The sequence below is a fragment of the Anaeromyxobacter soli genome, from assembly GCF_022808855.1.
In the GTDB taxonomy this organism is placed as follows: domain Bacteria; phylum Myxococcota; class Myxococcia; order Myxococcales; family Anaeromyxobacteraceae; genus Anaeromyxobacter; species Anaeromyxobacter soli.
Genome location: NZ_JAKZLF010000001.1, coordinates 27,430 through 50,052 on the forward strand (window position 1 = coordinate 27,430; position 22,623 = coordinate 50,052).

General features: G+C 71.4%; 23 protein-coding genes and 1 tRNA gene. 5 read left to right on the plus strand and 19 right to left on the minus strand.

The window, feature by feature from the left end; translation table 11 throughout:
- Positions 1 to 3 precede the first annotated feature (3 nt).
- The 11 genes from pheS to thrS form a co-directional block, all read right to left on the minus strand.
- Positions 4 to 1,119, minus strand: a complete 1,116-nt coding sequence (gene pheS / locus MLV88_RS00160) for a phenylalanine--tRNA ligase subunit alpha (protein WP_242356931.1) — start codon at positions 1,117 to 1,119, stop codon at positions 4 to 6.
- A gap of 10 nt (positions 1,120 to 1,129) precedes the next feature.
- Positions 1,130 to 1,474: a 50S ribosomal protein L20 gene (gene rplT / locus MLV88_RS00165; RefSeq protein WP_242340038.1), complete on the minus strand. Its 345-nt coding sequence runs from the start codon at positions 1,472 to 1,474 to the stop codon at positions 1,130 to 1,132.
- A gap of 100 nt (positions 1,475 to 1,574) precedes the next feature.
- Positions 1,575 to 1,778: a 50S ribosomal protein L35 gene (gene rpmI / locus MLV88_RS00170; protein ID WP_242340039.1), complete on the minus strand. Its 204-nt coding sequence runs from the start codon at positions 1,776 to 1,778 to the stop codon at positions 1,575 to 1,577.
- Positions 1,779 to 1,854: 76 nt separating this feature from the next.
- Entirely contained in the window at positions 1,855 to 2,547 is a 693-nt protein-coding gene (gene infC, locus MLV88_RS00175) for a translation initiation factor IF-3 (RefSeq protein ID WP_243336534.1), read from the minus strand.
- Positions 2,548 to 2,724: 177 nt separating this feature from the next.
- The gene (gene ilvC, locus MLV88_RS00180; protein ID WP_242335233.1) at positions 2,725 to 3,753 is read right to left on the minus strand and encodes a ketol-acid reductoisomerase; all 1,029 of its coding nucleotides are present in this window, start codon (positions 3,751 to 3,753) and stop codon (positions 2,725 to 2,727) included.
- Between the two features lie 13 nt (positions 3,754 to 3,766).
- The gene (ilvN, locus tag MLV88_RS00185; protein ID WP_242335236.1) at positions 3,767 to 4,300 is read right to left on the minus strand and encodes an acetolactate synthase small subunit; all 534 of its coding nucleotides are present in this window, start codon (positions 4,298 to 4,300) and stop codon (positions 3,767 to 3,769) included.
- 1 nt (position 4,301) lies between these two features.
- Entirely contained in the window at positions 4,302 to 6,014 is a 1,713-nt protein-coding gene (gene ilvB, locus MLV88_RS00190; protein WP_242335239.1) for a biosynthetic-type acetolactate synthase large subunit, read from the minus strand.
- Between the two features lie 105 nt (positions 6,015 to 6,119).
- Positions 6,120 to 6,692 carry a 3-isopropylmalate dehydratase small subunit gene (leuD, locus tag MLV88_RS00195; protein ID WP_242335242.1) on the minus strand — a complete coding sequence of 191 codons (573 nt, stop codon included), beginning with the start codon at positions 6,690 to 6,692 and terminating at the stop codon, positions 6,120 to 6,122.
- Between the two features lie 4 nt (positions 6,693 to 6,696).
- On the minus strand, positions 6,697 to 8,136 hold the full coding sequence (gene leuC / locus MLV88_RS00200) for a 3-isopropylmalate dehydratase large subunit (RefSeq protein ID WP_242352390.1): 1,440 nt from the start codon (positions 8,134 to 8,136) through the stop codon (positions 6,697 to 6,699).
- Positions 8,136 to 9,701 carry a 2-isopropylmalate synthase gene (locus tag MLV88_RS00205; protein ID WP_242352392.1) on the minus strand — a complete coding sequence of 522 codons (1,566 nt, stop codon included), beginning with the start codon at positions 9,699 to 9,701 and terminating at the stop codon, positions 8,136 to 8,138. Before MLV88_RS00205 ends, leuC begins: the two co-directional genes overlap by 1 nt.
- A gap of 528 nt (positions 9,702 to 10,229) precedes the next feature.
- Entirely contained in the window at positions 10,230 to 12,191 is a 1,962-nt protein-coding gene (gene thrS / locus MLV88_RS00210) for a threonine--tRNA ligase (protein WP_242335251.1), read from the minus strand.
- 242 nt (positions 12,192 to 12,433) lie between these two features.
- Between thrS and MLV88_RS00215 the strand changes: the two genes are divergently transcribed.
- From MLV88_RS00215 to MLV88_RS00230, 4 genes are all read left to right on the plus strand, one after another.
- The gene (locus tag MLV88_RS00215; protein WP_242335254.1) at positions 12,434 to 13,480 is read left to right on the plus strand and encodes a lysylphosphatidylglycerol synthase transmembrane domain-containing protein; all 1,047 of its coding nucleotides are present in this window, start codon (positions 12,434 to 12,436) and stop codon (positions 13,478 to 13,480) included.
- Positions 13,477 to 14,430, plus strand: a complete 954-nt coding sequence (locus tag MLV88_RS00220) for a glycosyltransferase (protein WP_242335258.1) — start codon at positions 13,477 to 13,479, stop codon at positions 14,428 to 14,430. The genes MLV88_RS00215 and MLV88_RS00220 overlap by 4 nt, the downstream gene beginning before the upstream one ends.
- Positions 14,431 to 14,533: 103 nt before the next feature.
- Positions 14,534 to 15,682 (plus strand): glycosyltransferase family 2 protein, encoded by a 1,149-nt coding sequence (locus MLV88_RS00225; RefSeq protein WP_242335261.1) that lies wholly within the window; start codon positions 14,534 to 14,536, stop codon positions 15,680 to 15,682.
- Entirely contained in the window at positions 15,679 to 16,302 is a 624-nt protein-coding gene (locus tag MLV88_RS00230) for a class I SAM-dependent methyltransferase (RefSeq protein ID WP_242335264.1), read from the plus strand. The genes MLV88_RS00225 and MLV88_RS00230 overlap by 4 nt, the downstream gene beginning before the upstream one ends.
- Positions 16,303 to 16,828: 526 nt before the next feature.
- On the opposite strand, the gene MLV88_RS24750 is transcribed toward MLV88_RS00230, so the two are convergent.
- The gene (locus tag MLV88_RS24750) at positions 16,829 to 17,179 is read right to left on the minus strand and encodes a hypothetical protein (RefSeq protein ID WP_408628787.1); all 351 of its coding nucleotides are present in this window, start codon (positions 17,177 to 17,179) and stop codon (positions 16,829 to 16,831) included.
- A gap of 333 nt (positions 17,180 to 17,512) precedes the next feature.
- Positions 17,513 to 17,980: a hypothetical protein gene (locus tag MLV88_RS24755; RefSeq protein WP_408628788.1), complete on the minus strand. Its 468-nt coding sequence runs from the start codon at positions 17,978 to 17,980 to the stop codon at positions 17,513 to 17,515.
- Between the two features lie 182 nt (positions 17,981 to 18,162).
- On the opposite strand from MLV88_RS24755, the gene MLV88_RS24760 reads away from it, so the two are divergent.
- Positions 18,163 to 18,717 (plus strand): YfhO family protein, encoded by a 555-nt coding sequence (locus MLV88_RS24760; RefSeq protein WP_408628789.1) that lies wholly within the window; start codon positions 18,163 to 18,165, stop codon positions 18,715 to 18,717.
- A gap of 6 nt (positions 18,718 to 18,723) precedes the next feature.
- Here the strand turns inward: MLV88_RS24760 and MLV88_RS00240 are convergent, their stop codons facing one another.
- From MLV88_RS00240 to MLV88_RS00265, 6 genes are all read right to left on the minus strand, one after another.
- Positions 18,724 to 18,981, minus strand: coding sequence for a DUF2917 domain-containing protein (locus MLV88_RS00240; protein ID WP_242335270.1), 258 nt, complete (start codon positions 18,979 to 18,981; stop codon positions 18,724 to 18,726).
- 421 nt (positions 18,982 to 19,402) lie between these two features.
- Positions 19,403 to 19,474: transfer RNA gene (locus MLV88_RS00245), tRNA-Val, on the minus strand.
- Between the two features lie 134 nt (positions 19,475 to 19,608).
- Positions 19,609 to 20,685, minus strand: coding sequence for a metallophosphoesterase (locus MLV88_RS00250; RefSeq protein ID WP_242335328.1), 1,077 nt, complete (start codon positions 20,683 to 20,685; stop codon positions 19,609 to 19,611).
- A gap of 57 nt (positions 20,686 to 20,742) precedes the next feature.
- A complete protein-coding gene (locus tag MLV88_RS00255; RefSeq protein WP_242335331.1) occupies positions 20,743 to 21,345 on the minus strand; it encodes a CDP-alcohol phosphatidyltransferase family protein in 603 nt (200 codons plus the stop codon).
- 26 nt (positions 21,346 to 21,371) lie between these two features.
- Complete coding sequence (locus MLV88_RS00260) at positions 21,372 to 22,154, minus strand: hydroxyacylglutathione hydrolase C-terminal domain-containing protein (protein WP_243336539.1); 783 nt, start codon at positions 22,152 to 22,154, stop codon at positions 21,372 to 21,374.
- A 32-nt stretch (positions 22,155 to 22,186) separates the two neighbouring features.
- Positions 22,187 to 22,582 (minus strand): VOC family protein, encoded by a 396-nt coding sequence (locus tag MLV88_RS00265; RefSeq protein WP_242335337.1) that lies wholly within the window; start codon positions 22,580 to 22,582, stop codon positions 22,187 to 22,189.
- Positions 22,583 to 22,623 lie beyond the last annotated feature (41 nt).

The following is a 22,623-nucleotide window of genomic DNA, read 5'->3' on the forward strand; positions in this document are numbered from 1 at the left end:
GGCTCAGAACTGCTCGAGAAAGCGCAGGTCGTTCTCGAAGTAGAGGCGCAGGTCGTCGATGCCGTAGCGGAGCATCGCCATCCGCTCGACGCCCATCCCGAACGCGAAGCCGCTGTAGCGCTTCGGGTCGAAGCCGCCGTTCTCGAGGACCTTCGGGTGGACCATGCCGGCGCCGAGCACCTCGAGCCAGCCGGTCTCCTTGCACGTCCCGCAGCGCCGCGTCTGGGCAGGCTCACCCGCCTGCCCCTGCGCTCGCACCGGGATCCGACCGGTGCCGCCGCAGATGGAGCAGGAGACGTCGACCTCGGCGCCGGGCTCGACGAACGGGAAGTAGCTCGGCCGGAACCGGGTTCGGGTGCCCTCGCCGAAGTACGCGCGCGCGAACGCGGCGAGCGTGCCCTTCAGATCGGCGAAGGTGATCCCCTCGCCGACGCAGAGCCCCTCGACCTGGTGGAACATGGGCGAGTGGGTCTGGTCGTAGTCGGAGCGGTACACGCGCCCCGGGCAGATGATCCGCACCGGCGGGACGCCGAGGCGCTGCATGGCCCGGATCTGCACCGGGGAGGTGTGCGTCCGGAGCAGCACGCTGCCGTCGGGCGCACCGTCACCGAGCGTGGACGCCTCCACGTAGAAGGTGTCCTGCATGTCCCGCGCGGGGTGATCCGGCGGGATGTTCAGCGCCTCGAAGTTGAACCAGTCGAGCTCGATCTCCGGCCCGCTCGCGACCTCGTAGCCGAGGCGCGCGAAGATGGCCGAGATGTCCTCGGTCGCGCGGGTGATCGGGTGACGGTGGCCGCGCGGCAGGACCCGCCGGCCCGGGAGCGTCACGTCGATGGGGGGCCCGGCGAGCTCGGCCTCGAGCTTCCGGGCGTCGAGCCGGGACTTCGCGCCGGCGAGGAGCGCCTCGACCTCGTCCCGGACGCGGTTCGCGACCTCGCCGACCCGCGGCCGCTCCTCGGCGGGGAGCGCGCCCATGCCGCGGAGGACCGCGGAGAGCTCGCCCTTCTTGCCGAGGAAGCGGACGCGGAGATCCTCGAGCGCCTTCTCGTCGGCTGCGGAGCCGACGGCCTCTCGGGCGCCCTTCGCGAGCGCCTCGAGCTGTCCGAGGAGGTCGGCCAAGGCCCCTCCCCTATGCCCGGGCGGACTTGACGACGGCCGCGAAGTCGCCGGGCAGCGCGAGCGCGAGATCCGCGAGGATCTTGCGGTCGATGGCGATGCCCGCCTTCTTGAGCCCCGCGACGAGCCGCGAGTACGTCGTGCCGTTCTGGCGGGCGGCGGCGTTGATGCGGACGATCCAGAGCGCGCGGAAGTCGCGGCGCTTCTGGCGGCGGTCGCGCGTGGCGTAGTCGAGCGCGCGCTCGACGGCCTGGTTCGCGCGGCGGTAGCAGTTCTTGCGGCGGCCGCGGAAGCCCTTCGCCAGCTTCAGGACGCGGTTACGACGACGGCGAGCCTTGAATCCCTTCTTGACGCGCATCTTCCTTCTCCTGCCGGCGGGAGGCGCCGCGGTCCGTCACTCCTCGTGACGCCCCGTGCACTCTTGTGGACCCCGCTTGGGCGTTACGGCTCCCGGCGCCCTAGCGGGCGTACGGGAAGCACTCCTTGATCTTCTTCTCGTCCATCGGGGACAGGTGGTCCGTGCCCCGGAGATGGACCTTCTGCTTCTTCGTCTTCCCGAACGTCGCGAGGTGGCGGACGCCGGCGCGGCGGAACTTCACCTTGCCGCTCTTCTTCGGGATGAAGCGCTTCTTCGCGCCGCTCTTCGTCTTCAGCTTGGGCATTTCCTTCGTTCCTTCGTGCATCGTGCCCGGCGACGGACCTTTCCGGTCTCGCGCCGCGCACGGAGATCGGTTCGGCCTACCGCGGGCCGTCCGGGTTCGGCGCCGGCGCCGCCGCCGGGGGCGGCGCGGGCTGAGGGGCGGGCGCGGGGGCCTCGCCGGGCTGCGCCCCGGCGGCCGGACCGGCCTGGGCGGCGGCCTTGGCGCGGTCGCGCTGGGCCTGGAGCATCCTCGGGTTCGGGGCGAGGATCATGAACATCTGGCGCCCTTCCATGCGGGGCGCCGCCTCGATCACCGCCACCTCGCGCAGGTCCTCGATGATCCGCTGGAGCACCTTCTGCCCGAGCTCGCGGTGCGACATCTCGCGGCCGCGGAAGGTCACCGTGATGCGCGCCTTGTTCGACTCGGCGAGGAACTCGCGGACCTTCTTGATCTTGGTCGCGTAGTCGTGCTCCTCGGTGCGCGGGCGGAGCTTCACTTCCTTGAGCTGGACGACGACCTGCTTCTTCTTGGCCTCGTTCTGCTTCTTCTTCTCGAGGTACTTGAACTTGCCGTAGTCCATGATCTTGCAGACTGGCGGCTTGGCCATGGGGCTGACCTCGACGAGGTCCATCCCCAGCTCCTGCGCCCGCGCCAATGCCTGCTCGATCGGAAGCACACCGAGCTGCTCGCCTTCGGGACCGATCGCACGGACCTCACGCGCCTTGATGCGGCGGTTGGTGCGCGCGTCCCGGTTCCCTCCCCCTCGGCTGTCTCGCTGCTGGATCGCCATGCTCCTCCACTACGGTCGCCGTCGCTCCCCAGGTGGCCTCAAAGGACGAGGCCCCGGGAGCGGGGCCGAAAAGACGCTGTAGGATAAGGATTTCACGAGCGAAGTCAAACGCGGCGGTGCGCCGGGGCCGCGACGGCGAGGGAGGGACCCGCCGCCGCGCCCGGCGCCCACCCTCCCCTACCTCGCGTTGGGGTCCGAGGAGTCCTTCTTGGCCTCGCGGATCCAGCTCATCATGTCGCGCAGGCGCTTGCCCACCTCCTCGATGGGATGCTGGGCCTCGGCCTCGCGCATCTTGTCGAACATGGGCCGCCCGACCTGGTTCTCGATGATGAACTCCTTCGCGAACTGGCCGCTCTGGATCTCGCGCAGGATCTTCCGCATCTCCTCCTTCGTCTGGCTCGTCACCACGCGCGGGCCGCGGGTGTAGTCGCCGTACTCGGCGGTGTCCGAGATGGAGTGACGCATCCAGGCGAGCCCACCCTCGTACATCAGGTCGACGATGAGCTTCAGCTCGTGCAGGCACTCGAAGTAGGCGCTCTCCGGCTGGTAGCCCGCCTCGGTGAGCACCTCGAAGCCCGCCTTCACGAGCGCCGAGGCGCCGCCGCAGAGGACCGCCTGCTCGCCGAACAGGTCGGTCTCCGTCTCCTCCTTGAAGGTCGTCTCGAGGACGCCGGCGCGCGTGCAGCCGATCCCCCGCGCGTACGCGAGCCCGACGGCCTTGGCCTGGCCGCTCGCGTCCTGGTGGACGGCGATGAGGCCGGGGATGCCGCGGCCGTCCTGGTACTGCCGGCGCACCATGTGGCCCGGCCCCTTCGGCGCGACGAGGAGCACGTCCACGCCCTCGGCGGCGCGGATCTGGCCGAAGTGCACGTTGAACCCGTGCGCGAAGAGGAGCGCCTTCCCCTTCGTCATGTGCTGCGCGATCTCCTCGTCGTAGACCTTCTTCTGCGTCTGGTCCGGGATGAGGACCATGATGACGTCGGCCTCGCGGGCGGCCTCCGCCACGGAGACGACGCGCAGCCCGGCGCCCTCGGCCTTCGCCTTCGAGCGCGAGCCCGCGCCGAGGCCGACGCGGACGTCGACCCCGGAGTCGCGGAGGTTGAGCGCGTGGGCGTGGCCCTGCGAGCCGTAGCCGATCACGGCGACCTTGCGCTTCTTGAGCAGGTCGAGGTTCGCGTCCTTGTCGTAATAGATGGTGGCAGCCATTCTTGGTTCCTCGCTACTTGAGATTGGGGGGAGCGAGCGTCTTGAAACCGCGCTCGAGGGCGATGCGTCCGGAGCGGCAGATCTCCTGGATTCCGAAGGGGCGCAGCCGGTCCTCGAGCGCGTCGAGCTTCCCGGCGTTGCCGCTCGCCTCGACGACGAGCGCGTCGGGCGAGACGTCCACGATGGTCGCCTCGTAGGTCTCGGCGAGCGCCCGGAGCTCGGCGTGGTTGCGCTCCGGGGTGTGGATCTTCACGAGCATGAGCTCGCGCTCGATGAGGTCCGCCGCCGAGAGCTCGCGGACCTCGACGACGGGGACGAGCTTCTGGACCTGCCGCACCACCTGCTCGACGGTCTTCGAGCCCAGGCGCACGACGATGGTCATGCGCGAGTACTCGGGCCGCTCCGTCGGTCCGACGGTGAGGCTCGCGATGTTGTACCCGCGCCGCGAGAAGAGGCCGGAGATGCGGTGGAGCACGCCCGGCTTGTTCTCGACGAGGAGGCTGATGGTGTGGGTGGACCCGTTGGGCTTCTCTTCGGTGCGTTCCATCCTAGTCACCTCCGCCGTCGATCATGTCGTTCAAGGGGGCGCCGGCCGGCACCATCGGGAACACCTTCTCCTGACGGCGGACCCGGACGTCGACGATGGTCGGGCCCTTCGAGTTCGCGAGCGCCTGATCGATGACCTGGTCCAGCTCCTCGGGCGTGCGCGCGCGGAGCCCGAGGCAGCCGTACGCGTCCGCGAGCTTCACGAGATCGGGGCGATCCGTGAGCGGCGTCTGCGCGAAGCGGCGCTCGTAGAAGAGCTCCTGCCACTGCCGGACCATGCCGAGGAACAGGTTGTTGAGGACGAAGATCTTGATCGGCAGCTCGAGGTCCACCGCGGTCGCGAGGTCCTGCAGCGTCATCTGGAACGAGCCGTCGCCGTCGATGCCGATCACGAGCTCGCCGGGCCGGCCGAGCTGGGCGCCGATCGCCGACGGGAGGCAGAAGCCCATCGTGCCGAGGCCGCCCGAGGTGATGAACTGGCGCGGCTCGGAGGTCCGCCACCACTGCGCCGCGAACATCTGGTGCTCGCCGACGCCGGTCGTGACGATGGCCTTCCCGCCCGTCTTCTTCCAGAGCGTGTCGACGACGTACTGCGGGAGCAGGTACTTCTGCCCGTCCTGCTCGTACTTGAGCGGGTACTTCTTCCTCCACTCGTCGATCCGCTTCCACCACGCCGAGAGGTCGGGCTTGCCGTGCGCGGCCTCCGCGCGGCGCACCTCGTCGGTGAGCTGCGGCAGGAGCCGCCTCAGGTCGCCGACGAGCGGGACCGTCGCGGTGACGAGCTTCGAGATCTCGGCGGGGTCGATGTCGAGGTGGACGATCTTCGCCTCGGGCGCGAAGGTCGAGAGCTTGCCCGTGACGCGGTCGTCGAAGCGCGCGCCGAGCGCGATGATGAGGTCCGAGTACTGCACGGCGTAGTTCGCGTACCGCGAGCCGTGCATGCCGAACATGCCGAGGCACTGCGAGCTCGTCTCGGGGAAGGCGCCCTTCCCGTGCACGGTCGTGACGACCGGCGCCCCCACGAGCTCCGCGAAGGCCGAGACCTCCTTGTGCGCGTCCGAGATCCGGACGCCGCCGCCGAGGTAGATGATCGGGCGCGTCGCGCCGCGGATGAGCACCGCGGCGTCCTTGAGCCGCGGCTCCTCGCGCACGGGCGGGTGGTAGCCGGGGATCTCGACGGTCTCCGGGTACTCGAACTCGAACTCGGTGTTCTGGATGTCCTTCGGGATGTCCACGAGCACCGGGCCCGGCCGCCCGGTGCGCGCGACGTAGAACGCCTCCTTGAGGATGCGCGGCAGGTCGTGCACGTCGGTCACGAGCCAGTTGTGCTTCGTGATGGGCATCGTGATGCCCGTGATGTCCGCCTCCTGGAAGGCGTCGGACCCGATGAGCGAGGTCGCGACGTTGCCCGTGATGGCGACGAGCGGGACCGAGTCCATGTACGCGTCGGCGATCGCGGTGACGAGGTTCGTCGCGCCGGGGCCGGACGTCCCGAAGCACACGCCGACCTTCCCGGTCGCGTGCGCGTACCCCTCCGCCGCGTGCCCGCCCACCTGCTCGTGGCGGATGAGCACCTGCTTCGGGCGCTCGCACCCCCACATCGCGTCGTAGATCGGCAGGATCGTCCCGCCGGGCATGCCGAAGACGTAGTCGACGCCCTCGGCCTCGAGCGCGCGGCGAACCGCCATCGCGCCCGTGATCTTCTCCTTGGCCATGTCTTCCTCGTGAAGCGCTTTACGTTCCGTGTGAGACCGCAGCTCGCGAGACGGAGACGGCGGGCCCTCCCCGCCCCGGCGAGCGCCGGGGCGAGGCGCCCGCCGCTATACCTTCGACTCGAACGCCGCGATGGCCTCCTCCTGCGAGAGCAGGAAGCCGAGCTCGTCGACGCCGTTCAGCAGGCAGTACTTCGCGAACCCGTCGAGGGGGAACGAGGCGGTCGTGCCGTCGGGCAGCGCGACCGTCTGCGAGGAGATGTCGATGCGGACCTTCGCGCCCGGCGCCGCGAGCAGCTTCGCGTGGCTCGCGGGATCGAGCACGACCGGGACGAGCCCGTTCTTGAGGGCGTTGTTGCGGAAGATGTCGGCGATGCGCGTCGAGACGACCGCGCGGATGCCGTGGTCGACGAGCGCCCACGGCGCGTGCTCGCGCGACGAGCCGCAGCCGAAGTTGTCGCCCGCGACGAGGACGGTGCAGCCCTGCGCCTCGGGGAGGTTCAGCACGAACTCGGGCCGCGGCTTCCCGCCGGCGTCGTAGCGCCAGTCGGAGAAGAGCGCCTTCCCGAGCCCCTGCTTGTCGGTGACCTTGAGGAAGCGCCCCGGGATGATCTGATCGGTGTCGATGTTCTCGCGCGGGATGACGACCGTGCGGCTCTCGATGGTGCGGATCGGTTCCATGGTCCTAGCCCTCCACCAGCCGCCGCGGATCGGCGACCGCGCCGGACACCGCCGCCGCCGCCGCCGTCGCCGGGCTCGCGAGCAGCGTCCGCCCGCCGGGCCCCTGGCGCCCCTCGAAGTTCCGGTTCGACGTCGAGACGCAGTACTGGCCGGGCTCGAGCATGTCGCCGTTCATGGCGAGGCACATCGAGCAGCCCGGCTCGCGCCACTCGGCGCCCGCGTCGCGGAAGATCCGGTCGAGCCCCTCCGCCTCCGCCGCCTTCTTCACGGCGTGGGAGCCCGCCACGACGAGCGTCCGCGTCCTCACCTTGCGGCCGCGCATCACCCTCGCCGCCTCGCGCAGATCCTCGAGCCGGCCGTTCGTGCAGCTCCCCACGAACACCACGTCGATCTTCTGCCCGAGGATGGGCTTCCCCGGCGTGAGCGCCATGTAGCGGAGCGCGCTCTCGAGCGTCGCGCGCGCGGCGGGATCCTTCTCTGCCCCCGGATCCGGGATGCGCCCGGTGACGGGGATGCCCTGCGCCGGGTTCGTGCCGAAGGTGACCATCGGCTCGAGGCGCGAGACGTCCACCGTCACCTCCCGGTCGTAGACCGCGCCGTCGTCCGTCGGGAGCCTTCGCCAGCGCGCCACCGCCGCCTCGAACGCGGCGCCCTGCGGGACGCGGGGCTTCCCGGCGAGCCACTGGAACGTGACGTCGTCGGGCGCGATCATCCCGGCCCGGGCGCCGCCCTCGATCGCCATGTTGCAGAGGGTCATGCGCCCTTCCATGGTGAGCGCGCGCACCGCCGGGCCCGTGAACTCCATCACGTGCCCCGTGCCGCCGCCCACGCCGATCTGGGCGATGATCGCGAGGACGAGGTCCTTCGCGGTGACGCCCGGCTGCAGGGCCCCCTCCACGCGGATGGCGAGCGAGCGCGGCTTGCGCTGGAGGAGACACTGCGTCGCGAGGACGTGGCCGACCTCGGACGTCCCGATGCCGAAGGCGAGCGCGCCGAAGGCGCCGTGGGTGGCGGTGTGGCTGTCGCCGCAGACCACCGTCATGCCCGGCTGCGTCGCCCCCATCTCCGGCCCGAAGACGTGCACGACGCCCTGCTGCGGATCGCCGAGGCCGTGGAGCTCCACGCCGAAGTCGCGCGCGTTCCGCTCGATCTGCGCGACCTGGGCCTCGTTCTGCGCGTCGTAGAACGGCCAGCGGCCGTCGGGCAGCCGCGGGAGCGTCGGGGTGGAGTGGTCGGTGGTGGCGAGCGTGCGGTCGGGGCGCCGGACCTTGAGGCTCCGCTCCCGCAGCATGGAGAACGCCTGCGGGCTCGTCACCTCGTGCATGAGGTGGAGGTCGACGTAGAGGACGGCGGGCGTCTCCGGCGTCTCGGCGCGGACGACGTGGGCGTCCCAGACCTTCTCGAACAGCGTGCGCGCGCGGCGCGCGTCGGTGGCGGCGGTCATCAGACGGTACCCATCTCCTCGCGGCGGGCCTCGTCGGTCGCCGGCGTCTTCAGCGCGATGCGGTTCACGACGTCGAGGAACGCGCGCGCCGACCCCTCGACGATGTCGGTCGAGAGCGCCCGGCCGCGGTAGACGCCGGACGCGTGCTCGACCTCGATCGACACCTCGCCCTGCGCGTCCTCGCCCGTCGAGACGCTCACGATCTGGTAGTCGCGCAGCTTCACCGGGATGCCGGTGATCTTCTCGATGGCGCGGTAGACGGCGTCGACCGGCCCGTCGCCGGTGGCCGCCTCGCGGCGCTGCTCGCCGCCGCGCGAGCGGAGCGCGATCGAGGCGACCGGGAGCGTGCCCGTGCCGGAGGTCGTCGACAGCGCCTCGAGCTCCCAGGCGCGGCCGCCCTGGGCGAGCATCTGGCCGTGGACGACGAGCGCCTCGATGTCGGCGTCGTAGATGTCCTTCTTCTTGTCGGCAAGGACCTTGAAGTCCTGGAAGACCTTGTCCACCGCGGCGTCCTCGAGCACGTAGCCGAGCGCCACGAGCCGCTCCTTCAGCGCGTGCCGGCCCGAGTGCTTGCCGAGGACGAGCTGGCTCTTCGTGAAGCCGACCTCCTCGGGGCGCATGATCTCGTAGGTCTCACGGTGGGTGAGCATCCCGTGCTGGTGGATGCCGGCCTCGTGGGCGAACGCGTTCTGGCCGACGATCGCCTTGTTGCGCTGCACGTGGAGGCCGGTCACCTGCGAGACCAGCCTGCTCGTCGGGTAGAGGCGCTCCGTCTTCACGCCCGTGCGCACGCCGAGGACGTCCTGCCGGGTGCGGAACGCCATCACGACCTCCTCGAGGGAGGCGTTGCCGGCGCGCTCGCCGATGCCGTTGATGGTGCACTCGACCTGGCGCGCCCCCGCCATGACACCCGCGAGGCTGTTGGCCACCGCGAGGCCCAGGTCGTTGTGGCAGTGCACCGACATGACCACGCCGTCGATGCCGCGCACGTGCTGCTTCAGGTAACGGAGGGTGTCCGCGTAGGTGGTCGGCAGCGCGTACCCCACCGTGTCCGGGATGTTCACCGTGCCGGCGCCGGCCTCGATCACCCGCTCGACCACCTCGGCGAGGAACTCGAGCTCCGTGCGGGCGGCGTCCTCGGTGGAGAACTCGACGTCGTCGAAGCGCTCGCGCGCGAGCTTCACGCCGTCCACCGCGCGGCGGATGATCTCGTCCTTCGCGAGCTTCAGCTTGAAGTCACGGTGGATGGGCGAGGTGGCCAGGAACACGTGGCAGCGGCGGCGCGGGGCGTCCTGCAGGCCCTTCCACGCGGCGTCGATGTCGCCCCGCGTGCAGCGGGCGAGGCTCGCGATGCTGGGGCCCTCGACCTCGCGCGATACGGCCTGGATGGCCTCGAGATCCCCCGGCGAGGCGGCCGCGAACCCGGCCTCGATGACGTCGACGCCCAGATCCCGCAGGGCCCGCGCGACCTGGAGCTTCTGCCCCAGGTTCATCGACGCCCCGGGCGACTGCTCGCCGTCGCGCAGCGTGGTGTCGAAGATGATGACCCTGTCGGCGTCTCTCACGGCAACGCTTTCTCCGCCGCCCTCGCGACGGGAACCCTGGGGTTTGCTCGCTTCTGAGCTGCGGTGGGAACGATCGGCGGCTGAGCTCGTGCTGGCTTGGGAAGAAACGGTCCGTTGTTCGGGGGAATCTGTCGACATGCGGTCTCCTGGCTCCTGTTTCGTTGGGGCCGGAGAACGTCGCCTGTCGGGGGCAACCTCTCCGGCCGGTTCGGCGGAAGAGGTCGCGGCGCGGCGTTAGCCTGACCGGGATACCTCTCCCGCCAGGCTAAGAAGTCGGTGCGCGCGTACGAGGAACATCAGAAAAACGAGCCTAGCGATCCGCGAGCGGACCTGTCAAGCGGGGCGCACGACGCGCACGGCGGGCCGCCGCGCTCCCTGCGAAGGAGCGGGCGCACGATCGCTGATCGAAGGGCGAGCACGACGCGATGGGCCTCGAGCCCGTCACTCCGCGTGGACGCTCGGATGATCGCCAAACGACGGCGTGATTCGCGAATCACCCGAGGTGATTCTCGAATCGCCGGCCGTCGCCTAGTACGGCGGCGTCGCCTCGCGGCGCAGCAGCGCCTCGAACGCGTCGAGCGACATGGTCTTGAGATCCTCGCCGCCGTGGCGGCGGGGCGCGACGCCCTTCGCCTCGACCTCCTTCTCGCCGATGACGAGCGAGAAGGGGATCTTCGCGAGCTGCGCGTTGCGGATCTTGGCGCCGAGCTTGTCGGAGGACTCGTCGAGCTCGACGCGCCAGCCCTGGGCCGCGAGCTTCGCCTGGACCTCGCGCGCCCAGGCGTCGAACCGGTCCGAGACCGTCACGACGCGCGCCTGCACCGGCGCGAGCCAGGCCGGGAAGACGCCGGCGTAGTGCTCGGTGAGGATGGCGATGAAGCGCTCGAAGGAGCCGTACACCGCGCGGTGGATGACGACCGGCCGGTGCTCGTGGTTGTCGTCGCCGACGTAGGTGAGGTCGAACCGCTCCGGCGCCGCGTAGTCGAGCTGGATCGTGCAGGTCTGCCACTTGCGGCCGAGCGAGTCGGTCACGACGAAGTCGATCTTCGGGCCGTAGAACGCGCCGTCGCCCGGGTTCAGCTCCCAGGGCAGGCCCATCTTGTCGAGCGCGGCGCGGAGCGCGCCCTCCGCCTTGTCCCAGAGCGCGTCGTCGCCGATCCGGTCCTCGGGCTTCAGCGGGCGGGTCGAGAAGAGCAGCGAGAACTCGAGCCCGAACGCGCCGTACACCGTCTTCATGAGCTCGACGATCCGGCTGACCTCCTCCGGGATCTGCGACTCCATGAGGTAGAGGTGCGCGTCGTCCTGCGCGAACTGGCGGACGCGGGTGAGCCCGCCGAGCGAGCCGGAGAGCTCGTTCCGGTGCAGCGTGTCCACCGTGAAGTAGCGGATGGGGAGCTCGCGGTACGAGCGCTTCCCCATCTTGTAGAGCAGGTGGTGCGAGGGGCAGTTCATCGGCTTGAGGCTCATCGAGAGCCGCTCGTCGACGGGGAGCGCCGGGTCCGACTCCTTGTCGAACACGAGGAACATGTTCTCGCGGTAGACGCCCCAGTGGCCGCTCTGCTCCCACAGCCGCTTGTTGAAGAGGAGCGGCGTCTTCACCTCCTGGTACCCGCCCTTCGTCACGAGGCGCCGCATCGCGTCCTCGAGGACGTTGTAGAGCGTGGTCCCGTTCGGCAGCCAGAACGCCGCGCCGGGCGCGACCTCGTGGAACGCGAACAGGCCGAGCGCGGGCCCGAGCTTGCGGTGATCGCGCTTCCGCACCTCCTCGAGCTTCGCGAGGTGCGCCTCGAGCTCCTTCTTGTCGAAGAAGGCGGTGCCGTAGATGCGCTGGAGCATCGCGTTCCGCGCGTCGCCGCGCCAGTACGCCCCCGCGACGTTGAGGAGCTTCACGACGCCGATGCGCTTGGTCGACGGACCGTGCGGGCCGAGGCAGAAGTCGACCCAGTCGCCGTGGCGGTAGAGCGTCAGCGTCTTCGCCCCGCGCGCGGCGATGTCCTTCACGATCTCGACCTTGTACTTCTCGCCCAACCCCTCGAAGAGCCCGAGCGCGGCGTCCATCGAGATCTCCTCGCGGACGAACGGGAGGTCGGCCGCGATGGCCTCGTTGGTCGCCTTCTCGATCTTCTCGAGGTCCTCCGGCGTGAAGGGCGTCTCGCGCGCGAAGTCGTAGTAGAAGCCGTCCTCGATCGCCGGGCCGATGGTGACCTGGGTGCCCGGGTAGAGCTTCTGGACGACCGAGGCCATGACGTGCGCCGCGTCGTGGCGCGCGACCTCGAGCGCCTCGGGGCTCTTCGTGGTGACGATCTCGAGCTTCGCGTCGCGGTCGATCGCGCGCGAGAGGTCCACCGCCTCGCCGTCGAGCCTGGCGAAGTAGGCGGCCTTGGCGAGCCCGGGCCCGATCGACGTCTTCACGAAGTCGAGGACGGTGGTGCCGCGCGGCGCGTCCTTCTGGCTGCCGTCGGGGAGGGTCACCTTCACGAGATCGGACATGGTCGTCTTCCTTAACCGCGCGCGGCGCGAAAGGCCAGCGGCGACGCGCTTGTAGCCCACGGGACGGTCGCCATCAAGCACTCCCCGCGAGCCGATGAGCGAGGGGATGCGGCGTTCTCGACCCGGTCCGATCGCGCTCGCTCGAGAGCGCCGCTCCCATGCCGTGGCCGGAGCGGCGTCGAGCGGGACGGGTTCTGTCCGTGGCGCGTCGAGCAGCGCGCGGGTCTGCTATAAGCGGCGGTGTGCAGCGCTCCTCGTGGGAACGCTCGCTGCGGGTAGCGGCCGGCCTGGCCGTGTCCGCCGCGGCGCTCTGGTTGACCCTGCGAAACCGGGACCTCGGCGCGATCTGGCGAGCCGCCCGCGCGGCCGACCCGCGGTATCTCGCGGCGTACCTGGCGATCCTCGTCGCCTCGCACTTCCTGCGCGCCGCTCGCTGGTCCCTGCTGCTCGAGCCGAGCGCGCGCATCCCTTTCGCGCGAGTGAACGCGGTGAGCGCGGTCGGGTTCATGGCGACGCTGATCCTTCCGCTCCGGCTCGGAGAGCTCGTCCGGCCCGCGCTCGTCGCCGATCCGCACGAGGTCCCGCTGCCGGCGGCCCTGTCGACCGTCATCGTGGAGCGCGTGGTCGATGGTTTGTTCTCTGCGCTCGTGCTCGTCGGGACCTTGCCGTTCCTCCCGAGCACCGCCCCCGGCGTCGCCCTGCTGCGCGCCGGCGGCTGGGCCGTCTTCTTCGCGTTCGCCGGCGCCGTCGCCTTCCTCGCGATCGCCGCGGCGAACGGCGCCGCGGCCATCCGGTTCGCGCATCGCGCGCTCGACCCCCTCTCGCCCCGCGTCGCCGCGCGGGTCTCCGCCGTCGCGACGACCTTCGTCGAGGGCCTCCGCCGCTTGCCTCGCCGCCGGGGACTCGCCTGTTTCCTCGCCCTGACCGTCGTGTTCTGGGCGCTCGGCGGATGGAGCATCGCGGTGCTGGCGCAGGGCTTCGGATTCGGCCTCTCGTCGCTCCAGGCGTTCACGGTCCTCGGCGTCCTCTCCGTGGGGATGATGATCCCCGCCGGACCCGCGATGCTCGGGACGTTCCAGGCGTCTGCGGTCCTCGGGCTCTCGCTCGTCGCGCCCGGAGCGCTCGCCGGGGCGCAGGGCCTCGCCTTCGCGAACGTGCTGTGGGGAGCGCAGCTCCTCCAGGTCGTCGCGATGGGCGTACCGTTCCTCTTCTCTCGCCACGTCGACCTGCACCGGATCGGCCGGCAGCTCGGTCCAGTTCGGACGGCGGAGGCGTTGCCACGCGAATGAGCCGCGACTCACGCCCGTGGCTGTCGGTCGTGATGCCGACCTACAACGGCGCCGCTTACGTCGGCGCGGCGCTGGAGAGCGTCTGCCGGGAGGCCGCCGACGACATCGAGGTGGTGGTCGCGGACGACGGTTCCACGGACGCGACGCTCGACGTCGTCCAGAGCTACGGCGCGCGCGTCGCGCTGCGCGTCGTCAGCCGCGAGCGCGTCGGCAACTGGGTCGTGGGAACGAACACGGCGCTGCGGGCCGCGAACGGCCGGTTCGCGTGCTTCCTGCACCAGGACGACGTCTGGCTCCCCAGGCGCGTCGCGGCGCTTCGGCGCGAGCTCGCCACCTTCGAGGGCCCGCTGCTCGTTCACGCGTCCACGTTCCTCGATCCAGGGGGCGCACCGCTGGGCGCCTGGCGGACGCCGTTCCGCGCGGGGGGGACGGTGCCGTCCAGCGCGTTCGTCGAGCGACTGCTCGTCCAGAACTTCCTCGCCATCCCCGCGCCGGTGTTCGACCGCGCGTCCGCCCTGGACCTCGGTGGCCTCGACGAGTCGCTGTGGTACACGGCGGACTGGGACTTCTGGCTGCGCCTCGCGCGGCTCGGCCCCGTGCGCGTCCTCCGCGAACGCCTCACCGGCTTCCGGGTGCACCCCGGCTCGCAGACGATGGCGAGGGACCGCACCCGGCGTGCCTTCGAGGAGCAGCTGTCGGCCGCCCTCGAGCGCCACCTCGAGGCCTGGGCGCGCGACGTTCCTCCACGGCGCGCGAGATCGGTCCGCCGGGCCGCCGAGTTCTCGATCCAGGTGAACAGCGCCCTCGCGGCCGCGTACCGAGGCGAGCGGCTGGACGTCGCCGGGCTGGCGAGATCGTTCGTCGCGCTCGGGCCGGCTGGATGGACCCGGTACCTGCGCGACTCCCGGATCTTCGAGCGGGTAGGCGCCCGGCTGCAGCTCCGAAGGTGATCGCGGTGAATTCCATTGCCGCCGAGGTCCGGTACACTGCGCGAGCCGACTCACCCGCAGCGGGATCTCGATGAGCCCAAGAGAAAGCACGGCGCGCTCCGACATGGCGCCCACGAACGATTTGGACGTCTCCGTCGTCATCCCCTGCCTGAACGAGGTGAAGACGCTCGGCACCGTGATCGAGAAGGCGCAGCGTGCGTTCGCAGCGCTCGGGCTCGAGGGAGAGGTCGTCGTGGCCGACAACGGCTCGACCGATGGCTCCATCGACGTCGCGACCGGCCTCGGGGCGCGCGTCGTGAAGGTTCCCGAGCGCGGCTACGGGAACGCGCTCCGCCATGGCATGGCGGCTGCCCGGGGACGGCTCCTCGTCATGGGGGACGCGGACGACACGTACGACTTCGGCGAGCTCGGCCGATTCGTGGAGGCCTTCGACGGGGGCGCCGACTTCGTGATGGGGACGCGGTTGCCTCCGGGGCGCATCCTCCCCGGCGCGAACCCCTGGATGCACCGCCGCGTCGGCACTCCCGTCCTCACGTTCATCCTGAACCGCCTGTTCGGGACCGGCATCCGCGACGTCAACTGTGGGATGCGGGCGATCGCCCGCGACAAGTTCTCGCAGCTCGACCTGCGGAGCGGCGGGATGGAGTTCGCCTCCGAGATGCTGATCAAGGCGGCGGTCGAGAAGCTCCGCATCGCGGAGGTTCCCGTCACGCTGCACCCGGACCGCCGCGGACGTCCGCCTCACCTCCGCAGGTGGAGCGACGGCTGGCGTCACCTCGAGTTCATGCTGCTCCACGCCCCGGATCAGCTGCTGTTCGTGCCCGGCGTCCTGTTGCTGGCGCTCGGGCTGCTGTTCTCCGTCCCGGTGAGCTTCGGACCGGTGCACCTGCTGGGACGCACGTTCGACTTCCACCTCCTCTTCCTCGGCGGCTCGATGGCCCTCATCGGCCTCCAGGGCCTGCTGGGCGCCATCCTGGTGCGGGACGTGGCGCGCGGGCGCGTGCTGCGTCCCAACGCCCTGCTGTCCGGCCTTGCGCGCCACCTCACCATGGGGCGGGGTCTGGCTGCGGGGGCCCTGCTGTTCGCGTGCGGGTTCGCCATCGACGCCGTCGTGCTCTTCTCGTGGATCGCCGAGCACTTCGGGGCCCTCAACGAGCCGCGCAGGAGCATCCTCGGGCTCCTGCTCATGACCATCGGCGCCGAGATCGGGCTCGCCACGTTCCTCCACGCGGCGCTCAGGAAGCACCGGTGAGGTCCGCGGACCCGCGCCTGGAGTCGCCGCGCGATCGGAAGGGCGATTACGCCGACCGGCTCGTGGGGCTCCAGCAGGCCTGGTGGAAGCGGCTGCTCGACGTGCAGCGCCCGTACCGGGAGCACCTTCGTCGGCTGAACCTGGGATTCGTCCTCGAGGTCGGCTGCGGCATCGGGCGGAACCTGGCTCATCTCGGGCCCGGCGCTGCCGTCGGGGTGGACGTCGACGCGAGGGCGGTCGAGATCGCGCGCGCGCGCCGGCTCGTCGCGTTCACCCCGGAGGAGCTCGACGCGTCCGCGTTCGCGGTCGCCGGTCGGTTCGACGCGCTGCTCCTGTCCCACGTCCTCGAGCACCTGCACCTCGGCGACGCGGAGGCCCTCGTCCGCAGGTATCTGCCGCTCTTGCGTGCGGACGCGCGCGTGGTCGCCATCACGCCGCAGGAGGCGGGCTTCCGCTCGGACCCGACCCACGTCGAGTTCATGGACTTCACCCGGGTCGCGACGGTCCTGGAGGGCGCCGGCCTCGAGCTCTCGGAGCGGTACTCGTTCCCCTTCCCGCGCGCGGTCGGGCGGGTGTTCAAGTACAACGAGTTCGTGTGCATCGCGCGGAAGCACCGATGAGCACCGAGCCCCGTCGCGAGCGCCCGCCCGGCACGGATCCGGATGGCCGGGGATCGCGCGGTCCTCGTTCGCCGCGCGGCGGCGGCAGAGCTCACCGCCGGGGCGACGAGCCTCGCGGGGCGCTCCCCGCCTTCAGCCGGCGCTCGGCGCTCTGGACGGCTGCGATCGCCGGCTATCTCGTCTACGCGGCCGCCCTGCTCTCTCCCATCTGGCTGCAGCGGGTCGAGCCGAAGTGGGACGCCGTCAACTACTTCTATCCCGCGTTCGCCTTCACCCGCGACGCGCTCCTCGACGGCCGAGCGCCGCTCTGGGATCCGTTCACGAACTGCGGGCTCCCGTTCCACGCCGATCCGCAGGCGCCGCTCCTCGATCCGCTCGCCCTCCTGCTCGCGCCCGCAGCGCCGTCCGCCTCGCAGGGGTTCGCGCTCTACTGGAGCATTCACTGGGCGTGGGCGGGGCTCGGCGCCCTCCTGCTCGCGTTCGCCCTCGGCGCCGGGCCCGTGGGCGGACTCGTCGCCGCGATCGCCTACGCCTTCTCGGGGTTCTTCGTCGGGAACGCGCAGCACACGACGTGGATCGTGACCGCGAGCTGGCTGCCCTGGACGTTCGGCCTCGCGCACCTCGCCTTGTTCCGGCGATCCTGGGGGCTCGCGTTGCTCGCCGGTGCCGCCGCGGGGCTCTCGGCGCTCGGAGGGTATCCGGGGCTCGTCAGCTTCCAGGTGTTCGCGCTCGCCCTCTGGCTGTTCGCCGCCGCCGCCGCCTCGGACGCGCGCGGCGCGGACCTCTGGCGTTCGCTCGCGCGCGCCGCCGCGATCGTCGCCGTGGTGACGGTCGTGCTCGTCGCGATCTGGGCGCCCGTGCTGCACGCGTTCCTCACCCACGCGGCCCAGTACACGGACCGCGCCGGGCCGCTCCCCCGCGAGGTCGCGAACTATCAGAACCCATTCACCCTCCGCGCCGCGGTGTCTCTGCTCTTTCCGCGCGCGGTGCTCGAGCTGCGGGACACCTTCGACTCCGACGTCTCGATGCTCGACGGGTACGCCGGCGCCCTCGCGCTCCTGCTCGCCGCCGCGTGGGTCCGCGCGCGCGGCCTGAGACGGGCGTGGTGGATCGTGGCGTTCGCGGCGCTGATGTTCGCCGTCTCGCTGGGAGGCGCCGCGGGAGTACGGACCCTGCTGTACGATCTCGTGCCTCCGACGCGCTACATGCGTCACAACGCCGGGTTCCGGATCTTCTGGATCCTGCCGCTCGCCGCGGCGGCAGGGGCCGGCCTCACCGCGATCTTCCGGCGCGCCGAGCTCCGACGCTGGACCACGCGTGCGGCGGTCGCGTGGCTCGCCGGCGCGATCGCGCTCGCCGTCTGGGTCGCGAGCGCGCTCTCACGCCACGACGTGACCCAGGAGGTCGTGGCGCTCGCCCTCGTCCCGGGGCTCGCAGTGGTCGCGCTCGGCTGCGCGGCGATCGCGTGGGCGGCAGGCGCACCGTCCGCGACGCGGGCGCGGGCCGGCCTGACGATCGTGGCGCTGCTGTTCGCTGGGGATCTCGCGATCCACGTCCACTCCCAGGCGAAGACGGTGTGGACGGTCCCGGGTGCGATCGCGGAGCTCGAGCGCACGTCGATCGCGATCCCGGCGACCGCGCGGCGGCTGCTCCCGGCGGAGCAGGAAGCGCTCGGCATCCAGCTCGGGTGCCTGAACTACCAGCAGGTGCTCCGCCTGCCCGTCGTCGAGGGATACGTCACGATGACGGCACAGGGCTTCAACGATGGGCTCGTGCAGAGCCGGGGGGGGGCGGGGGGGGGGGGGGGCCCGGGGGGGGGGGGGGGGCCGCCGCCCCGGCCGGGCCGCGCGGTACGACCCGATGACGGCACTGGGCTACAACGAGGGGATCGTGCAGAGCCGGTTCGCCGCGGTGCTCGCGGCGAACCGGTTCTGGCTGTCGCCGCACACCTCCGAGGCGCCTCCCGCGGGATGGGAGGCGGCGATACTCTCGAACGTCGACGCGGACTCCCCGGTGCCGGTGCTGGTCGACGGGCGGGGGCCCGTGCTCCCCGGCGATCCGGTCCGCCCCGGGACCTACGGCGGCGTGAGGATCACGTCCTTCGCTCCCGAGCGCGTCGTGCTCGACCTGGACGTGCCAGCGGGACGCGGAGCGGTCCTCGCGAGCACCGAGCGCTACGCGCCGGGCTGGAGCGCCGAGATCGATGGCGCCCCCGCGGAGGTGTTGCGCGTGAACCGTTGGTTCCGCGGCGCCGCGGTCTCGGCCGGGCGGCACCGGGTGGTGTTCCAGTACCAGCCGCGGGGCTGGTGGCCGCTCGTGGCGCTCTCGGCGATCGCTCTGGTGCTCAGCGTCGTGGGCGGAGGCGCCCTCATGGTGCGTAACGCCCGGAGACAGCCGCCTTCATCCGTCGCGTGACGAGGTTCACGCCGCCATCCGGTGGACCGCTGGGTGAATCGAGAGGGCCGCTTCGCTCAAGGCCCAGGCGACCGCGAGCCCGGAACGCGAGAGCACGAACTCGTCGCCCCGCTCGAGCACGTGGTCGTCGAGGTCGCCCTCCTGCGTGACGAGCACGGTGCCGCGCTCGACCCGCACGGCGATCCCGATCCCCGCGGGCAGCCGCTGCGCCGCGTTCTCCGGGAGTTCCCACATCTCGCTGGTCGTCGTCCTGCTCGTCGTCATGGCTCGCCCTTTCGACGCCGCTCTCCCGCGTACGCCCGTCGGCACTACGTGGAGCGGGCTCACTGGTTACAGTGGCGGCGAGAAGGGTGCGCCGGCACCGCTCGGTGCTGCGCACGGGGTGCGCGCCGTTGCCCGGCCCTTTCGCGGCTACGCACCGGCATCGCCGCTGCGAAGCGGGAGCGGCGCGCCGCCGGTTCCGAGCCGCGGCTTTCCGAAGGTGTTCGACGTGAACCGAGAGAGCCGGGCAACTCGCGACGAACGGGCGATCACACCGCAGCGGCGCGCTCTCTGCCGCCACACGTGACCAACCGCCGGGCGAGCGGTAACCGCGATCGGAAGACGCCGTTAACCGGTTCGTTACCCAGCCGCGGCCGGAAACAAAAACGGGGACCCAGCGCGAGCCAGGTCCCCGTCATTGTTGTAGGCCCGGTCAGGATTGAACTGACGACCCCTACCGTGTCAAGGTAGTGCTCTACCACTGAGCTACGGGCCTGTTCCGCAACGGCGAGGCGCGTTTATAGCCCACTTTCCGCCGGAGTCAACGGGGAAGGCGAACGCTCGGAGCGTGCCCCGCGACGGCCGCCGGGGTGGCCGCGGAGTGCTCCCCTCGGCGCGGGAAAAGACCCTTCAGAAGAACACGTCCTCCGCCGGCCGAGCGATCCCCCGCCACTCGCGGAGCCGGGCGCGGGGGCGGCCGTCGACGTACTCTACGTGGGCGTACGTGAGCTGCTCCGTTCGCCCCAGGTTGCCGACGTCGAGCGACGTCATCGCGTTCCAGGTGCCGGTGTTCAGGTAGACCTTGTCGCGGGCGTACTCACGGTAGATCGGCACGTGCGTGTGGCCCATGATCACGGTGTGGTAGCCCTTGCGCGCGAGGAGGTGGCGCGCCTCGTGCTCCAGGGTGGGGAACGCGGTGTAGCGCACGAGCCGCTTCGCGAGGTCGGCGAGCGGCATCGGGTCGAGGTGGGGGATCTTCTTCAGCGCGGCCGCGGCGGCGAAGCGGATCGACCGCAGGGAGATGCGGAAGACCGCCTCGGGGTCGTTGAGGAGCGCCCACCGGTAGTAGCTCGCGAAGGGGGCGACCTTGTCGATGTACGGGCGCTGCGCCTTCTCCTCGTTCAGCACCGAGATGATGTAGCGGGACCCGAGCGGCAGGTTGAGGAACAGCTCGCCCTTGCGCTCGCGGAAGTAGCGGTTCGGGTTGAAGGCGTTCATCGGCTCGCGCTGCATGCCGTGCTCGACGTGCACGCCGTCGAAGTCGTAGCCGTCGAGGAGGAAGCGGTGCGTCCCGCCGATGCGCCGCGCGATGACCTCGCGCACCCCGGCGAAGAGCAGGCCGGGATCGTGGTTGCCCATGAGGAACGTGACGCTCCGCCGGGCGTCGCCCGCGAAGCGCGCCACCGCGTCGAAGACGTGCGGGTGACCGCGCAGGATCGCCTCGGTCTTCTCGACCGCGACGCGCTCGGTGATCGCCTCCTGCAGGCGGCCGTCGAGGTCGACCGAGAGCAGGTTGAAGAAGTCGCCGTTCACGATGAGCTCGGTCTCGGCGCCCGCGAACTCGCCCTCCCGGTGGTAGTCGAGGAACTCGGCGAACTTCCCGTCCTGGCGGAAGTCCTCGAACACGTTGACCGAGCCGTCCTCGCGATAGGGCCCCTTCCCCAGGTGGAAGTCGGAGATGACGAGCTTGAGCTTCCGGGAGGGCATCCGCCGGTAAGTTATTCATGGCCGCTCGTCCGGGAAGCGACCGGCTGTCGTTCCGGGTCACCGTGATGGGGCGCGCAGCGCGCGGACGAAGAGCAGGAAGTACTGGCCGAACGACACCGCCACGCACTGCGCGGTGAGGAGGGCCCAGGCCGCCACGTACGGGCCGGTAACCGCGCGGAGGTAGGCGCCGTAGTCGGCGGCCAGCGCGAACACGACCGTGGCGGCGAGCCCGAACGTGGCGTACTTGCCGATGCGCGTCGGCGCGATGGGGACGGGCCGGTGGGTCGTCCGCAGGAGCACCGCCCCCGCGATCTGCAGCGCGTCGCGGGAGACGACGAGCACCGGGAACCACAGCGGGAGCCTCCCGGTCGCCGCGAGCGCGACGAGGGCGCACGCCGCGAGGACCTTGTCGGCGATGGGATCGAGGGCTGCGCCGAGGCGGGTGTGCTGGCGGAGCGCGCGCGCGACGAGGCCATCGAGGACGTCCGTCGCCGCCGCGGCCGCGAACGCGGCGAGCGCACGGAGCCGATCGCCGCTCACGTAGAGGACGAGGAACACCGGCGCGAGCACGAGCCGGAGCGCGGTGAGCCCGTTCGCGAGCGTGTACGGCCCGGGCTCGCGGGCCTCCCCGTCTCCTCCCCTCTCCTGCCCATCGCGCACGTGCCCTCCCTTCCGCGAAGCGCCCATCACGCCTGGAACCGGTCGCGCAGCGCGCGGAGCGCGACGAACCGCGCCACGTCGTCCACGTAGGTCGCGCCGGACGCGCGCGCGGCGACGGCCTCGCGGATCTCGGGCGCGCCCACGCGCAGGAACGGGTTCACCGCGCGCTCCTCGGCGAGCGTCCACGCGGGCGGCTCCGCGCCGGCCGCGTGCGCCGCCCGGACCTGCGCGAGCCGGGCGCGGGCGGCGGCATTTCCCGGCTCGAGCGCGAGCGCGAACGGCAGGTTCGCCTCCGCGTAGTCGTGGCCGGGGTGGACCTCGAGCGCGCCGTCGAGCGCGGCGAGGGTCCCGAGGAAGCTCTCCGCGAGCCGCGCCGGATCCCCGCCGTGCCGGCAGTTGCCGCAGCCTCCCCAGAACAGCGTGTCGCCGGTGAGGAGCTTGCCGCGCCAGGCGTACAGCACCGACCCCGGCGTGTGCCCCGGCGCCGCATGCACGTCCACTCGCACCGCGCCCAGGGAGAGCGTCCGGCGGCCGGCGACCTCCACGTCCGGCGCGAACCACGCTGCGTCGCCGCCGTGGCCGTAGACCTCGACCGCGGGGGCGCCGAGCGCTGCGCGCACCTCGGCCGAGCCGCCGGTGTGGTCGGCGTGACCGTGCGTGTGGAGGATGAAGCGCGGGCGGACGCCGTGATCCGCCGCGAGCGCGAGCGCGACCCGCGCGTCGCCCGGATCGACGAGGACCGCGTCGTCCCCCTCGGCGAGCAGGTAGACGTAGTTGTCGCGGTGGTAGCGGCGGCGGTCGAAGAGCACCTCTCTCTCCTACCGCGGAGCCGCCGCGGCCGTCAGACGTCGTGCGGGTAGTGCGTGAGCCCGATCCGGTTCCCCTCCGGATCGTGGAAGTAGATCGTCCAGCGGGTGCGGTGGATCACGCGCACACCCGCCTCGTCGAGCCGGTCCTCCCAGGCGCCCCGCTCGGACGGGGAGATGCGGAGCGCGAGCAGGTGCAGCCCCGCCCGGCCGTCCCGCCACGGGCGCTGCTCGGGCCGCTCCTCCGCCCGCTCGAGCGCGAGGAACGCCCCCTCACCCTCTCCTACCGAGAGCCACACGCTCCGGTCCCCGCCACCCTCCTCGCGCGGCCACCGCTTCAGCACGGGGAGGCCCAGCAGGTCCCGGTAGAACGTCTCGCATCGGTCGAGGTCGGCGCACTGGATCGCGAGGTGGTGGAAGGCGAGCGGCACGGCGCGAGGTTAGCGCCGCCTCGGACGAGGCGCCACGCCCG

What these genes read in the sequence shown, in the direction of transcription:
- rplT (WP_242340038.1), bottom strand. Translation starts at nt 1,474, where the DNA reads ATGCGCGTCAAGAAGGGATTCAAGGCTCGCCGTCGTCGTAACCGCGTC.
- rpmI (WP_242340039.1), bottom strand. Translation starts at nt 1,778, where the DNA reads ATGCCCAAGCTGAAGACGAAGAGCGGCGCGAAGAAGCGCTTCATCCCG.
- infC (WP_243336534.1), bottom strand. Translation starts at nt 2,547, where the DNA reads ATGGCGATCCAGCAGCGAGACAGCCGAGGGGGAGGGAACCGGGACGCG.
- ilvC (WP_242335233.1), bottom strand. Translation starts at nt 3,753, where the DNA reads ATGGCTGCCACCATCTATTACGACAAGGACGCGAACCTCGACCTGCTC.
- ilvN (WP_242335236.1), bottom strand. Translation starts at nt 4,300, where the DNA reads ATGGAACGCACCGAAGAGAAGCCCAACGGGTCCACCCACACCATCAGC.
- ilvB (WP_242335239.1), bottom strand. Translation starts at nt 6,014, where the DNA reads ATGGCCAAGGAGAAGATCACGGGCGCGATGGCGGTTCGCCGCGCGCTC.
- leuD (WP_242335242.1), bottom strand. Translation starts at nt 6,692, where the DNA reads ATGGAACCGATCCGCACCATCGAGAGCCGCACGGTCGTCATCCCGCGC.
- leuC (WP_242352390.1), bottom strand. Translation starts at nt 8,136, where the DNA reads ATGACCGCCGCCACCGACGCGCGCCGCGCGCGCACGCTGTTCGAGAAG.
- thrS (WP_242335251.1), bottom strand. Translation starts at nt 12,191, where the DNA reads ATGTCCGATCTCGTGAAGGTGACCCTCCCCGACGGCAGCCAGAAGGAC.
- MLV88_RS00220 (WP_242335258.1), top strand. Translation starts at nt 13,477, where the DNA reads ATGAGCCGCGACTCACGCCCGTGGCTGTCGGTCGTGATGCCGACCTAC.
- MLV88_RS00225 (WP_242335261.1), top strand. Translation starts at nt 14,534, where the DNA reads ATGGCGCCCACGAACGATTTGGACGTCTCCGTCGTCATCCCCTGCCTG.
- MLV88_RS24755 (WP_408628788.1), bottom strand. Translation starts at nt 17,980, where the DNA reads ATGCCGAGCGCTTCCTGCTCCGCCGGGAGCAGCCGCCGCGCGGTCGCC.
- MLV88_RS24760 (WP_408628789.1), top strand. Translation starts at nt 18,163, where the DNA reads ATGACGGCACTGGGCTACAACGAGGGGATCGTGCAGAGCCGGTTCGCC.
- MLV88_RS00240 (WP_242335270.1), bottom strand. Translation starts at nt 18,981, where the DNA reads ATGACGACGAGCAGGACGACGACCAGCGAGATGTGGGAACTCCCGGAG.
- MLV88_RS00250 (WP_242335328.1), bottom strand. Translation starts at nt 20,685, where the DNA reads ATGCCCTCCCGGAAGCTCAAGCTCGTCATCTCCGACTTCCACCTGGGG.